This window comes from Actinosynnema mirum DSM 43827 (assembly GCF_000023245.1).
In the GTDB taxonomy this organism is placed as follows: Bacteria; Actinomycetota; Actinomycetes; order Mycobacteriales; family Pseudonocardiaceae; genus Actinosynnema; species Actinosynnema mirum.
In genome coordinates, this window is the sequence record NC_013093.1 from 3,771,058 (window position 1) to 3,784,470 (window position 13,413).

Annotated in this window: 14 protein-coding genes; 3 read left to right on the forward strand and 11 right to left on the reverse strand. The window is 72.5% G+C overall.

Translation table 11 applies throughout. The features are described 5' to 3' along the window. The first annotated feature begins 10 nt into the window (after positions 1-10). The gene (gene lysA, locus AMIR_RS16170) at positions 11-1,324 is read left to right on the forward strand and encodes a diaminopimelate decarboxylase (protein ID WP_015802031.1); all 1,314 of its coding nucleotides are present in this window, start codon (positions 11-13) and stop codon (positions 1,322-1,324) included. 25 nt (positions 1,325-1,349) lie between these two features. Here lysA and AMIR_RS16175 read toward each other — a convergent pair whose 3' ends face one another. From AMIR_RS16175 to AMIR_RS16185, 3 genes are all read right to left on the reverse strand, one after another. Continuing rightward, the gene (locus AMIR_RS16175; protein ID WP_041836795.1) at positions 1,350-1,829 is read right to left on the reverse strand and encodes a hypothetical protein; all 480 of its coding nucleotides are present in this window, start codon (positions 1,827-1,829) and stop codon (positions 1,350-1,352) included. Positions 1,830-1,940: 111 nt separating this feature from the next. Then, positions 1,941-2,354, reverse strand: coding sequence for an ATP-binding protein (locus AMIR_RS16180; protein WP_015802032.1), 414 nt, complete (start codon positions 2,352-2,354; stop codon positions 1,941-1,943). Between the two features lie 368 nt (positions 2,355-2,722). Then, positions 2,723-3,109, reverse strand: coding sequence for an anti-sigma factor antagonist (locus AMIR_RS16185; RefSeq protein ID WP_015802033.1), 387 nt, complete (start codon positions 3,107-3,109; stop codon positions 2,723-2,725). Positions 3,110-3,352: 243 nt separating this feature from the next. Between AMIR_RS16185 and AMIR_RS16190 the strand changes: the two genes are divergently transcribed. Then, entirely contained in the window at positions 3,353-3,892 is a 540-nt protein-coding gene (locus tag AMIR_RS16190) for a DM13 domain-containing protein (RefSeq protein WP_245554621.1), read from the forward strand. A gap of 30 nt (positions 3,893-3,922) precedes the next feature. Here AMIR_RS16190 and AMIR_RS16195 read toward each other — a convergent pair whose 3' ends face one another. After that, the gene (locus AMIR_RS16195) at positions 3,923-4,933 is read right to left on the reverse strand and encodes a YdcF family protein (RefSeq protein ID WP_015802035.1); all 1,011 of its coding nucleotides are present in this window, start codon (positions 4,931-4,933) and stop codon (positions 3,923-3,925) included. A 453-nt stretch (positions 4,934-5,386) separates the two neighbouring features. Here AMIR_RS16195 and AMIR_RS16200 point away from each other — a divergent pair, with 453 nt between their 5' ends. Next, on the forward strand, positions 5,387-7,135 hold the full coding sequence (locus AMIR_RS16200; RefSeq protein WP_015802036.1) for a recombinase family protein: 1,749 nt from the start codon (positions 5,387-5,389) through the stop codon (positions 7,133-7,135). A 67-nt stretch (positions 7,136-7,202) separates the two neighbouring features. Here AMIR_RS16200 and AMIR_RS16205 read toward each other — a convergent pair whose 3' ends face one another. From AMIR_RS16205 to AMIR_RS16235, 7 genes are all read right to left on the reverse strand, one after another. Further along, complete coding sequence (locus tag AMIR_RS16205; RefSeq protein ID WP_015802037.1) at positions 7,203-7,394, reverse strand: hypothetical protein; 192 nt, start codon at positions 7,392-7,394, stop codon at positions 7,203-7,205. Between the two features lie 29 nt (positions 7,395-7,423). After that, a complete protein-coding gene (locus AMIR_RS16210; protein ID WP_187313552.1) occupies positions 7,424-8,140 on the reverse strand; it encodes a GP88 family protein in 717 nt (238 codons plus the stop codon). A gap of 47 nt (positions 8,141-8,187) precedes the next feature. Next, positions 8,188-8,445, reverse strand: a complete 258-nt coding sequence (locus AMIR_RS16215; protein ID WP_015802039.1) for a hypothetical protein — start codon at positions 8,443-8,445, stop codon at positions 8,188-8,190. A 150-nt stretch (positions 8,446-8,595) separates the two neighbouring features. Beyond that, on the reverse strand, positions 8,596-9,558 hold the full coding sequence (locus tag AMIR_RS42765; protein ID WP_015802040.1) for a GH25 family lysozyme: 963 nt from the start codon (positions 9,556-9,558) through the stop codon (positions 8,596-8,598). A gap of 79 nt (positions 9,559-9,637) precedes the next feature. Next, positions 9,638-9,982: a hypothetical protein gene (locus AMIR_RS35790; RefSeq protein WP_015802041.1), complete on the reverse strand. Its 345-nt coding sequence runs from the start codon at positions 9,980-9,982 to the stop codon at positions 9,638-9,640. A 426-nt stretch (positions 9,983-10,408) separates the two neighbouring features. Next, positions 10,409-12,628: a hypothetical protein gene (locus AMIR_RS42770; RefSeq protein ID WP_015802042.1), complete on the reverse strand. Its 2,220-nt coding sequence runs from the start codon at positions 12,626-12,628 to the stop codon at positions 10,409-10,411. Continuing rightward, positions 12,615-13,409, reverse strand: coding sequence for a hypothetical protein (locus tag AMIR_RS16235; RefSeq protein WP_015802043.1), 795 nt, complete (start codon positions 13,407-13,409; stop codon positions 12,615-12,617). The genes AMIR_RS42770 and AMIR_RS16235 overlap by 14 nt, the downstream gene beginning before the upstream one ends. Positions 13,410-13,413 lie beyond the last annotated feature (4 nt).

Consider the following 13,413-nt stretch of genomic DNA (forward strand, 5'->3'; position numbering starts at 1 on the left):
GCTGGCGGGCATGACACTCGCGGAGTTGCTGCCCAGCGTCGGCATGACCGGCGAACCGGCCCTGGAGGCGGGGCTGTGGCCCCTGGGGACCCGGCTGGAGCGGGGGGAGCTGCTGCTCGGCGGGGTGCCCGCGACCGAGCTCGCCGCCCGGTTCGGCACGCCCTGCCAGGTGCTCGACGAGGGCACGGTCCGGGCGCGGGCGCGCGGGTTCCGGGAGGTGCTGCCGGAGGCTGAGGTGGTGTTCGCGGGCAAGGCGCTGCCGTGCCGCGCGGTGTACCGGTGGGTGGCGGACGAGGGGCTGTCGCTGGACGTGTGCTCGGCGGGGGAGCTGGCGATCGCGCGGTCGGTCGGGTTCCCGGCGGAGCGGATTCTGCTGCACGGCAACGTCAAGACGCCCGAGGACCTCAAGGCCGCCCTCGGGTACGGGGTCGGGCGGGTGGTGGTGGACTCGTTCGACGAGATCGAGCAGCTGGGCGCGCTGGCCAGGGGGCCGCAGGACGTGCTGGTCCGGGTCACCCCCGGCGTCGACCCGCGCACCCACCGGGCGGTGGCGACCGGGGTGGAGGACCAGAAGTTCGGCTTCCCCCTGGCGGGTGGGGACGCGCTGGAGGCGGTGCTGCGGGTGGTCGAGCAGCCGTCGCTGAGGCTGGTGGGGCTGCACTGCCACGTCGGGTCGCAGGTGCGGCACGTCGCGGTGTACGAGGAGGCGGCGCGGCGGATGGTCGGGCTGATCGCCTCGTGCGGGGTGCGGATCGAGCAGCTGGACCTCGGCGGCGGGTTCGCGGTGCCCTACCTGCCGGGGGAGGGGGAGTTCGACCTTGGCGGGTTCGCGCACCGGGTGCGGGTGGCGCTGAGCCACGAGTGCGCGCTGCGGCGCGTGCCGGTGCCGAGGCTGCTGATCGAGCCGGGGCGGTCGGTCGTCGCGGGCGCTGGTGTGACGCTGTACCGGGTGGCTGCCGTCAAGCGCGGGGTGAGGCGGGTGTTCGTGGCCGTGGACGGGGGCATGAGCGACAACCCCAGGCCCGCGCTGTACGGGAGCCGGTACGCGGTGCGCCTGGTCGGCCGGGGCGGGCGGCGCGCGCCGGTGACGGTGGTGGGCAGGCACTGCGAGGCGGGTGACGTGCTCGCCGAGGACGTGCCGCTGCCCGCGGACGTGCGCGCGGGGGACCTGCTGGCGGTGCCGGTGACGGGCGCCTACCACCACGCGCTGGCGTCGAACTACAACGCCGTGGGCAGGCCGCCTGTGGTGGGCGTGCGCGACGGAGTGGCGCGGGTGCTGGTGCGGCGGGAGACGGAGGAGGATGTGCTGCGGCGGGAGGTGTGACGGGGGAGTGGCGCCGGGCGGGCCCTCAGCGCTCGCCCGCGCCCGTCTCCGCGCCCTGCGCCGCCGCGACGCACATCGACACGGTCGTGCCCGTGTCGGTGTCCTGCCGCAGCTCGCCGTCCTGCTGATCACCGGGGCCCACCTCGGCGAGATCAGGGGCCGCCGCTGGGCCCACCTCGTCGGGCCCGCCACCTTCACCGCCGCCTCCCCGGCCTGCGGCCTCGCCCCCACCGGCCCGGCGCTGGTGGCCGCGCGGGTGGTCCAGGGCGCGGGCGCGGCGCTCATGGTCTCCAGGGTGCTGACCGCCGTCCAGGTGCGCTTCGAGGGCGCGGCCCGCAGGCGCGCGCTCGGCGCCTGCACCGCCGTCCTCGGCGTCAGCTCCGTGGTCGACCCGGCGCCGGGCAGGCTCGGCGCCCGCTGCCGACGCCTCGCCGCCCCGGTCGGCGGGCTGCTGATGGCCGTCTCGTCCGCCGGACCGGCCCTGCTCGCCGCCACGCTCATCCACTCCGCCGCCCGACCCCTCACCGGGGAGTGCGCCGGCGTCCAACGCGCCCGGAGTGCCCCGCCGCGCTCTTCCCGTGAGATCCGCCGTGGCCTCGTTGGTGGGGCGTCGGGCTCAGGTCGCCGGGACGTTCGGCAGCTCCGCCCACACGGTCTTGCCGCCGGGGTGGGGCGTGCTGCCCCAGCGGTCGGTCAGCTGGCGGATCAGCAGCAGGCCGCGTCCGCGCGTGCCGATCTGGCGCAGGCCCGCGGTGAGGTCCGGGCGTGGTGGGTCGGGGGAGCCGTCCTCGACCTCCACGCGCACGTGCTCGGGGGTGGTGGTGAGGCGCAGGGCGAGTGGGGAGGTGGTGTGGTCGTAGGCGTTGGCGACCAGCTCGTTGACCACGAGCAGCACGTCGTCCGCTGCTTCCTCGTCGGCGTCGATCAGCAGCGCGCCGGTCCAGCGGCGCACCTCGGCCAGGGGTGGGCGGGGCGTGAGGTCCAGCGCGGCCGGGGTGGGTGGGGTGGTTGGGGCGTCCACCTCGTCCATGATGGCCGCCTTTCCCGCGCTGTTGTCGGCTGGGGCTGCGGCCCCGGCGAGTGCCAGCGTCAGGGCGGTGGCGGTGGCGACACCTGCGCCCAGGACCGGGGTTGGTGGTGTGGTCGTGCCCAGGGGCGGGGCTGGTGTCGGTGTCGGGGCCGTGGCCGGTGCCGGAGCCGTGGTGGGGACCGGAGCCGTGGTGGGGACCGGAGCCGTGGTGGGGACCGGGGGCGGGTCCGCCGCCGTGGCGGGAGCGCCCGCGCCCACCGCCGTCGCGGCGCGCGGACCAGGATCGCGTCTTCCACCAGCTGTGATCTCGTCCCCCCAGGGCGCCGTGCGGGTGGTCCGCGGGCAGGCCGCCCGTGGACCGAGGGTGGTCAGGCCGTGCTGGGCATCCCGGCCAGGGCGGCCCCGAGCTGGGCGTCCACGGCCAGGTCCACGGTGGGGTGCGTCGGGAGCAGCGCGCTCATCCCGGTCAGCTGCAGCGGCCGGAGCACGCCGCGCTGGGCGGTGGCCAGCACCAGCTTCGCCGGCCTGCGCCGGGCGGCCTCGATCAGCAGCGACAACCCGGTGGAGGCCATGAACCTCACCCCGGTCAGGTCGAGCACCCCTGGCCCGCGCAACCCGTCCAGCCAGGGCAGCAGCGCCCGGCGGACCTCGTCGGCGACGTTGGTGTCGATCTCCCCGGCGACGCGCAGCACGGGCACCCCGCGCACCACGTCGGAACCCACCGTGACCACCGCGGCTGCATCCAGCTCGGACACCGGCCCGCTCCCTCCATCCCACTAGCGCGAACTGCGGTGGGCTGCCTGCTCAACCCGCTCGGGATCGGCTGGCGACCCCGGTGGGCAGCCTAGTCGCTGCGTGGGGCGGGTGTGGCGCGGTGGTCGTGGTCATCGGGCGCGACCCGTGGCATGGTGGCGGGTCGTCTGCGGAGAACGGGAGGGGACGTGGTGCGCGGTTCGGTGCGCAGGAGAGCGGTTTGGGCGGTGTCGGGGGTTGTGGTGGTGGCTGCGGTCGTCGGGCTGTGGGTGTTCCAGCCGTGGCGGTTGTGGACGCGCAGCGAGGCGGACGAGGCGCTGCCCGCCGAGTTCAGCGTCTCGACCGGTGCGGGGGTGAGCACCGGGGCGGGGGCGTCGAGCACCGGGGCGGCGGTGGGCAGCGGTGCCACGACGCCCGGTGGGACGTCGTCGGCGACCGCCGACCAGCCGACGGTGCTGGCCACGGGTGGGTTCGTCACCCAGGAGCACGAGACGCGGGGCACCGCCACCGTGCTGCGCAGCGGGGCCGCGCGCGTGCTGCGGCTGGAGGGGTTCTCCACCTCGGACGGGCCCGACCTGCACATCTGGCTCTCCGACGCGACCGCGGGTGGGGAGTGGGGCAAGTACGACGATGGGCGCTACCTGCCGCTCGGTCCCATGAAGGCCACCGACGGCAACCAGAACTACCTGATTCCGGAGGACGCGGACCTGTCGGGGCTGCGCAGCGTCGTGGTGTGGTGCGACCGGTTCAACGTGGCCTTCGGGTCGGCGCCGCTGGATCTGTGACGCGGTGTCCGGTCGGCCGGGTCGTGCTTTTCAGACGCCGTAGGCCAGGAGCGGGAAGACGGAGAGTGCGGTGCAGGCTGCCAGGGCGTTGAGGGTGCGGTACTGGACCAGGAGGGCGGCGAACTCGCGGAGGAAGGCGTTCGGCACGAAGTACCAGGCGGTTCGGCCGCCTCGGACGTCTGCCTTCAGGCCTGCGCGGCGGGAGAGGATCGCGGCTCGGGGGACGTGGTAGCTGCTGGTGACGACCAGGAGTCTGCCGGTCACGCCGCGTTCGGCGAGCAGGGCGGAGGAGAGGCGGAGGTTCTCCCAGGTCGAGGTGGACTCGCGCTCTTCCAGGAGGGCCTCGTCCGGGATGCCGCGTTCGCGGAGGTAGTTGGCCATGACCTCGGCTTCGGAGGCTGGTTCGTCTGGGCCTTGGCCGCCGGAGGCGACTACCACGGGGGAAGCGCCCTTGGCTGCGGCGCGGCGGTAGAGCTTCAGGGCGCGGTCCAGGCGGCCTGCCAGGAGCGGGGTCACTCGGCCGCCGGGGACGCCCGCGCCCAGGACGATGATCGCGGTGTGGCCGGTGCGCTTGCGGACTCGGCCGTAGAGCACGGAGTAGAGCAGGAAGAGGGTGAAGGCGAAGCCCAGGTAGCCGGCCAGGAGGACCAGGGAACCGGCTGCTGCCAGCACCCAGGGGTCGGGGGAGCCTTCGCGCAGGGCGGAGAGCAGGACCAGGAGCAGGCCGCCTACGACGCACAGGATGGCGGTGCCTGCGCCGAAGGAGAGGGCGTTGCCTGGTTTGACGCCCTCGCGGCGCAGCAGGGTGACGCCGTTGGCGATGAGGAACAGGGCGATCACGGTGACGAATACCGGGGCGATCAGGACTACCGCGCCTACCACCAGCGTCCTGGTCTGGGGGGTGGCGAGGGTGAGCAGCCAGAGGGCGAAGAACGCCAGGCTCATCAGCAGGTAGACGCCGTTGCCCAGTCGTCTGGGTTCCCGCTTGAGTTGCACGAGGAAGACGAGCAGCAGCACTACCGCGATGATCAGAGCCCCCATGGGGGGATCGTAGTGGGGGTGCGGGGGGTGTTCGGACCACAAGATCGAGAGTGGAGAGCTTGAGAGCTGAAGGGCACGCCTCGCCGGCGGGGCAGACCTCCAAAAAAGAGGGGGACGGGCTCTGTCGGCCGGTGGCCGTTGGTGCTCGGTGCCGGTTTACCCCTGCGGTGGGTGGGGTCCCTCTTCTCCGTGTGGCCTCCTTTCAGGCAAGCACGCTCGTCAAGACGCCGTTGGGCACCCCGGTCTTCCGGGCAGTGCGGCGGCATCTTGACGAGCGTGCTCGGGCTTGCCCCTATTCACAATTACGGTCAAGTCCATGAATTTTCAAATCAGTAAGCCAGCAGGTTGCTTTCCCGCCGATCCCCCCTTTGGGGAACCGTACCCGCTTTCCGGTTTGCGGGATATTCGCGGTTGTGTCGACTACACTGGCGCTATCGTGATCGGGGGACAGTAATGGCCATCTTCTCCACTCCTTCGTCGGGTTCCGTGCGCGCGGGCCGCTCGCTCTCGATGCCCCTGTCCGGGGTTATCTACCTGCGTGCCTCGCAGGACCGTTCGGGGGCTGCGGTGTCCGTTGATTCGCAGCTCAAGATCGGGTTGCAGTTCTTCCGCGACAACGACATCAAGCACGTCGCCACGTATTCCGACAACAACCTGAGCGGTTCGACGTTCGCCACCGAGGTGCGGGGCGGGTACGAACTGACAGTGGACGCGATGCGGTCCGGGCTGGGCAACCTGGTCTGGACGTGGGACTCCGCCCGTGCCCAGCGTGACATCGGAGTGTACGCCCGTCTGCGGGAGCTGTGCAGGGAGACCGGCGGTTTCTGGGCCTACGGCAACCGCATTTACGACATACGCGATCCGAAGGACAGGCGTGACAGCGCGAAGGACGCGGTGGAGGCCGAGGGGCGTTCGGATGAGATTTCGCTCAACACGCGCCGAGGGGTGTGGTCGCGTGCGGAGCGCGGCGAGCACGCCGGGACCGTCGCCTACGGGTACCGCCCTGTTTACAGCCCGGAGACCGGGAGGTCTTTGGGGTGGGCGGTCGTGGAGGAGGAAGCCGAGGTGATCCGCCGGATCGTGGCGTGGGTGCTGGAGCGGAAGCCGCTGTCCTGGATCGCCCGCGAGTTGAACGGGGAGGGTGTTCCCTGCCCGCACGACCGGCGTTGGGACAAGCGCTACGTGGCGCGTCTGGTGGAGCACCACCGCTATCCTGAGGAATGGTTGCGGCTGATGTCGGAGTTGTCGCCGGAGGAATGCGAGAACGCGGCGGCGATCGTCGCCGAGGTGCGCGGCGGGCAGACCCCGAAGGAAGTCGCGCGGGCGCTGAACCGGGCCGGGGTGAAGCGGATCTTCCGGTGCGAGTGGGACGCGGGCAAGGTGCGCAGACTGGCGCTGTCCGCGCCATCGGCGGGGCTGCGGGTCTATCACGGTGAGGTCGCGATGCGCGAGGTCGTCGACGAGTCCGGTGGGGTCCGGGCGGTGCCGCTGGAGACGCGGTGGGAGCCGATCAAGACCCTGGAGCAGCACGAGCAGGTGGTGGCGCTGCTGTCCGCGCCCGAGCACGGGAAGGTCCGGGACGGCAACCGCGTGAAGTACCGCTGGTCGGGGATCGTGGTGTGCGGGGTGTGCGGCGGCAACACCACGGTGGTCACGAACGCGGGCAAGTTGCGTATGCGCTGCTATCGGCGTTCGTGTGTGGTGCGGGAGTACGCGCCGTTGGACCTGTGGCTGACCGAGTCGGCGTTGTCGCTGCTGGAGCGGGAGAACGCGGCGAGCCTGTTCCGGCTGGACGAGGCCGACACAGGCCAGGCCCGCGCGGCGCAGCGGAAGGCGCAGCAGTTGCGCGCCAGGTTGGACGGGCTGCGCGCGCAGGCGATGGCGGGCGGGATCACTCCCGAGTCGTTCGCCATGTTCGAGTCGGGGTTGTTGCCGGAGATCGCCCGGCAGGACGAGTTGGCCCGGCGGGTGACGGTGCCGCCGTCGCTGGTGAGCCTGCTGGCCGAGCGGCAGACCGACCTACGTCAGGTGTTCCTGGGAATGTCGGTGGTGGAGCAGCGGGAGATCCTGCGCACGATCATGCGGCCGAGGCTGCTGCGCGCGTCCCGCAAGCGGGGACCATTCGACCCCGGCGCTGTCGATCTCGGGGTGCGGTCCGCTCCGGCAGCGACCCCGGTGCAGGAGGCCACGACGGCGGCCTGACCGCGTACCAACGCCAAAAATGGCCCCGCCCCGGTGACCGGGGCGGGGCCATCTTGTCTGTGCGGGGTCAGGCCACGCGGTCTGGCTGGAGCAGTGCCCGCAGGTGCGGGCGCAGGACCGCCGCGACCGTGTCCAACTGTGCCGGGGTCAGGCGGGGAGCACGTGCGACGTTCGCGCGCGCCGTGTCCAACTCCTCGGCGGAGAGCAGGGTGCGGGGGTCGGTGGCGGGGGTGTAGCGGAGAGGCTCTGTGGTGGCCACAGGGCTCCTTTCCGGTCCGGTGGTGCTGGTCAGCGGTGCGGGGGGCGGCGGGGCAGGCTCCGGCCGCGCGCGTGTTCGGCAGCCTGCCACTCACCGAAGGTGCGCCCGCCGATGCGGTGGCGCAGGTGCGGTTGGGCGTTCTGGGTCATGCCGACCGGGCTCGGTCCGAGGACGGCGTCGAGGTCGGTGGCCGCGTTGGTGTGCCATCCGGCGGAGGTGATGGCGGCCTCGTCGGGGAAGACGTCGGCGACCCGGTCTCCGTGCTCAGGGTCGAGGAGGTGGTCCTCCCGGCCGCCGTAGCTGTAGACCCAGCGGAAGTTCGCGGGCGGGTCCGGCTCGACCAGACGCCGGAACCTGGAGACCTCCTTGGTGTAGCTGTAGAACAGCACGTCCGGGACGGCGCGGGCGATGCGCAGCCAGGCGCTCAGGTAGGCGTCGGAGAAGTAGTCCCCGCTGTCGTGCACCCTTAGCGCCTTGCCTCCCCGGAACCGTTCGTGCGCGAGTTCGGCGAGGATGTCGCTCTCCCACTGCGGCAGGTCGTCCAGTACCCGCGCGAGGTTGCGCTCGTGCTTGGCCAGGACCTGGGGGAATCGGTAGGTGCCGTGCCGGGCGTAGCACACCCCGGCGCACACCCCGGCGGTCGGGCAGGTCAGGTAGGTGCGGCCGTCGGGTAGGCGTCCGGCCAGCGCGGGCAGGGTGAAGCCGTAGATCCCGAACTGCCGCAGGTAGCGGTTCTGGGTCAGCAGCCGTTCGGGGCGGCGCGATGGCGTGGTGCTCGTGGCGGGTTCCTCGCTCAGTCGGCGTCCTCGGCGGGGGTGAGCGGGCGGCCCTGGGCGTCGCGCGGGTCGGTCAGCGGGGTGACGTGGCGCTCGGTGGCGATCACCACGCCGAAGTGGGCCAGCACGACCACCACGGCGGTGATCAGGCCGGTGACGCCGTCGCCCTGGTCGGGGGTGAGCAGTCCGGCACCGACGAGGCCGGTGACCAGCGCGGTGAGGCCGCCGATGACGGAGGCGGTGAGGCGCAGCGGGCGGGGACGGGGGTCGGTCATGGGGTTTCCTCCTAGTGGGGTGGTCGCCGCTGTGCTTGTCCATCCAGGCCGCGAACCGCCAGGCGGCCTTGGACGCGGCCCACAGCAGCAGGGCGAGGGAGAGCACGAGGGAACCGCCGGGGGCGATCCCGGCGGCGCTCTCGTGGGCGGTCACGGGCGGGTGAGCCAGGAACCGGCGTAGATGCGGTTCGGGTCGGCGATGTTGTTGCGCGCGGCGATGGCGGCCACGGTGGTGCTCCAGCGGGCGGCGATCGCGGAGAGGGTGTCGCCGGGGCGGATCTGGTAGCGCTCGCCGCCGCCCGCTCCCCCGGTGCCGGGGACCTGGATGACGCGGCCCGCGTGGATCAGGTCCGGGTCGGGGATGCCGTTGCGGTGTGCGAGCTCGGCCACGGTGGTGCCGGTGCGGGCGGCGATGGCGGAGAGGGTGTCGCCGGGGGCGATGACGTAGGGCACCCAGCCAGCGGGGGCCGGGGCGGGCTGCTGGGGTGCGGGGGTGGGCGGGGTGCCGAGGATGAACGCGTCGCGTAACCAGCCGGGAAGGGTGGCGTTGCGGTCGACAGGCTTGGGGAAGCCGTGGACGTTGCCGCTGCTGGTGTGCTGGTGCAGGGCGAGTCGGGGGTGGGAGTAGTCCGGGCGGCCGGGGTCGCCGTTGTACTGCGCGACCCACAGCAGCACGCGATCGTCGGCCCACTCGTGGGGGCGCAGGAGCCGGGTGAACCAGTTCTGGTTGGCGTAGACCAGCAGCGGCGCGCCGGTCGCGGCGCGGAAGCGCTCGACGAACTCGGCGATGAAGTCGTTGGGGTCGCCGAAGCCGTCCTCCTCCATGTCGAGCATGGGCCACATCGAGCCCTCGGCGAGCAGCCCGCGGGCGTGCAGGCTTGCGGCGAAGTAGCCGACCTGTCCTGCGACGTTGCCGGGGTGGGCGTAGTGGTAGCCGCCGACCGCGATGCCGACACGGCGGGCGCCGTCGACCTGCGCGGCGGCCAGGGGGTTGGTGTAGGTGGTGCCCTCGGTGGTCTTCACCGAGCAGTAGGTGATGTTGTGGCCCGCGACGGCGGGCCAGTCGATCCGGTCGCCCTGGTGGCTGGCGATGTCGATGCCGTAGTCGGTCAAGCGCTTCCGATCTGTCGGTGGGCATGGCGAAGCGGCCGGAGCACCGGGTGGTGGTCGGCTCGCGGGTGGTACCGGCTGGTTAGGCCGGTGGTGGGTAGGGCTCGCCGCGTCGGGCGGCGGCTGCGGCGTCCTCGGCGGCCCGGCGGCGGTCGCGCTCGGCGTCCAGCTCGGTCTCCAGGTCGCCCAGGCGGCGTTCCAGCTTGGTCAGCCGGGAGCGCAGCGCGGCGAGTTCGGCGGCGTGGGCGGTGCGCACGCTGGCCAGCTCGGCGGCGTGCGCGGTCTCGCGGGCTGCCAGGGCGGACAGGTACTCGGCGCGGTCCGCCCGGTTGGCGGTCATGAGGCGGTGGTTGGCGCTGAGCAGGTGGGCCACGACCAGGACGAGCGCACCGGCGACGCCGAGGCTGGGAAGCATTGTGAGGTCCAACGCACCTCCTTGCGCTACGCTGCCAGGTGGCATCTGAGTCTCGTGGGGTCAGTTGCTGCCTTGTAGACAGTCCTCTTCACGATGTACGCCGAAGCTGTCTCGTTGCCCTCAGTGCGAAGGGCAATCGAGCCGAGATGGCTTTATTAGTCTTGCCCGCTGTACAGCAGCAACCAGCAGGCAATGAGTGCTCGACTCAGATGCCGGGGCTGGAGTCTGTCTTGCTGTCGTGGGTCGTAATTGCTGGCTTTGCCACACTTGTCCTGGTCGTATGGATGGTGTTGCGCTTCTGGGCGAAGGCTGCTGACCGGACGCATGTCCGTGCCGAGGTGAGGGCTGGTAGGCACATAGCCGCGTCGTTGGAGTTGACCCCGGTCGGGGACAGGCCCATCGAGCTGCCCGTGCTCTCCGGTGATGAGGTTCCGCCGGTCAAGGCACCCGTACTCCCTCGGCGGCGAGTACGGCGTGGGCGTCGGGGTCGGTAGGCGGGTCGGGGAACAGGCCGACGTCCTCGGGTGGTGTGGGGCTGGTGGTGGCGCGCAGGGTGAGGGTCTGGCGGACCTGGCCGGTGTTGTCGCCGCTGGTGCTGATGCCCACCACCCACGCGGGGGTGTCCAGGGCGGTGCCGGTCTGGTCGACCACGCGCACCAGGTCGCCGAGCGTCAAGCGCGGGTCGGGCAGGATCTCGACCTCGCCGAGGACGGGGAGAGGGCGGGCGGCCATGCCGAGCAGGTGGTTGGCCAGGGTGGCGGCGGTGTCCCAGCGTTGAATCCACGGGGTGGACTTGACCTGGTAGGTCTGCGCGCCGTAGCGCTGCTGGCTGGCGGTGTCGGTGCGGCGGACGGTGCGGGTGCCGGTGGTGCTGTCCTGGTAAGCACGGGGGGCGCGGATGGCCAGGGAGTTGGTGCCGCCGGTGGTGATCATGTGGACGGTGCCGCCGGTGGCGTTGCGGAAGGTGATCACCAGTTGGTTGCCGTCGCGGTCGGTGGTGGTCTCGATGCCGCCGAGCAGGCCGGTGGTGCCGCTGGTGGTGGGTGAGAAGCGGACCCGGCTGGAGGTGAAGGGCGTGGTTGCGGCGAACAGGCGCGGTGGCGCGCAGTCGTACTCGGACGTGCCGTAGTCGAAGGTCAGCGTCAGGCTCTGCCCGGCCGGGATGGAGCGCGTGCCGGTGTCGCTGAACACCTCGACGTCCTCGTCGCGCTGGATGTCCTGGTAGGCGACGTCGATGACGTTGCGGACGGAGTCGATGGCCTCGGCGACGCGCAGCGCGGCGATCTCGCGGGCGCTGGTGACGGTCAGCGCGGGTTGTCCGGGTGCGCGGAAGCGGGAGTTCGGGCGGTAGCGCAGCAGGCCGTGCGGGTCGAACTCGCAGGTGGCCTGTTCGGCCTGGGCTACGGCGCTGATGATCTCCCACGCGCTGCCCTGTGTGGGCGGGATGGCGTTGAGCTGGGAGGTCAGGCCGGTGACGACGCCGCCGCGCGTCCAGGCGGGCTCGAAGTCGCCGCGCCCGGCGGGGGTGGTGATGGTGGTGGAGACCTGCACGGCCTCCACGGGTGCGCCGCCGGTGATCTCCACGTGGGAGAGCTGGGCGTCGGCCAAGGGGGCGAGGTCGCCGAGCCAGGTCTCCAGGTAGCCGCCCCGGATGCCGGGGCCGGTGGCGTAGATCCGCGCGGAGGGGGTCTTGCCGGTCCAGGACCAGTGCACCCCGACGTGGTAGGGGCCGCGCGTGGTCAGGCCGACGCCGCTGTAGCCCTTGGAGGCCGTGCTGCTTCCGGCGGTGCCGACGGTGATCAGGTTCGCGGTGAGGTCGGCCAGCAGGTACAGGGTCTCGGCGACGGAGTCGGTGGCGTAGTGCAGGGACAGCCGCAGTTGGTTGCCCGCCGAGCCGCTGCCGCTCTGCTGAACCCACGCTTCCACCAGCAGGGACCGGCCGCCGATGGTGGTGCGGGTGCGCGGGTCGTAGCGCAGCACGTAGGGCGTGGAGTACGCCTCCAGCGCGCACTGCCAGGGGGCGCCGTCGCCGAAGACGTAGGAGGTCGGGGTCTGGACGTGCTCGCGGTAGAAGCCGATGCTCGGCGTGATCCCGCCGTGCATGGTCACGTCCAGGACGCAGCCGGGGCGCGGCGGCGGGCAGGTGAAGATCCCGGCCCGGCGGGCGAGGTGGTCCACGATCCAGGTGCCGGAGGCGATCGGCCCGCCGGTGGTGGACAGCGTCGCGGGGAGGCGCGCGGCGTCGCGCAGGCGCTCGGCGCCGTCGAGGGCGGTGATCTCGACCAGGCCGGTGACGGCGTCTGCGGAGCGGTCGCGGACGCTGCCCCGGAACGCGGGCAACGCGTCGTCCGCGACGCCCCAGCCGTGGATCACGGACTGGCCGGGCCGGGCCAGGTCTCCGGTGATGTTGGGGGCGTAGGGGCCGTACAGGTGGGCGGCGGTGCCGGTGTCGGTGCCGGACAGGGTCAGGCGCAGTTCGGCGCTGGCCGAGCCGTTGGTGGTGCGGATGGGGTCGGGTAGGTCGGTGTCGTAGGCGCGGTCCAGTGCCCAGGCGGTGACCTGGTCGGTGACCTCGCGTCCGCCCAACCGGGTCAGGGTGGTGGTGACGCGGTCGGGAGCGTCCAGGGCGGCGGTGAGGGCGGGGTCAGCGTCGAGCACGGCGCACCTCCACCAGGTGCAGGGTCATGTCGCGGTGGGGCAGGCGCGGGGTGTCGGCGTAGTCGGTGACCGTCATGGCCGGGCAGCCGTCGCCGAACGGCGGGATCTCCTCGGTGACCGGGTCGTCCAGGCGCAGCACCGCCCCGCCGATCAGGGTCGGCGCGGTCAGTACGGGGAGCTGGACCTTCGGGGTGACCATCACCGCGCCCGGCGGTGGGACGGCGGTGGCGATGGGGGCGGGGTCGGTGCCGCCCACCGCCGTGCCGGTGGCGTCGAAGAAGCTCAGCAGGCAGCTCGCGCCGAAGGCGGTGGCCTCGGCGGTGAACCACACCCGGACGCCCGGCAGGACGGGGTAGCCGCCCCAGTGCGGGTGCCGGTAGTAGAGCTGGGATTCCTGCCGGGTGTCGGTGACGGTGAGCGTGCCGTCCGTCCGTGTGGCCAGGGTGCCCCACCCCACCATCTGGATCATCGCGGCGGGTCCCACTCCCATGGACTGGCCCGTTTCCAGGAGGTTGCCGGAGGTGGTGGGGTCGAGCACGGCCAGCGGGCCGGGCCCGGCCGCGCCGAGCGCGAGCGCGGCCACCCAGCTGGCGGAGGCGGTGGACAGCGCGCCCCAGGCCAGGGTCAGGCGGCGCGGCGGGGTGGCCAGACGGGTGGTGGTGATCCCGCCCGACAACGCCGCGAACTCGCTCACGCCCAGCTCCACGGTCCGGTCGTGCTGTTCGGCGGCCTCGGGGATCTCCCGCAGCCGCCCCAGGGGGCCGATCCACAGCGAGCGCATCGCG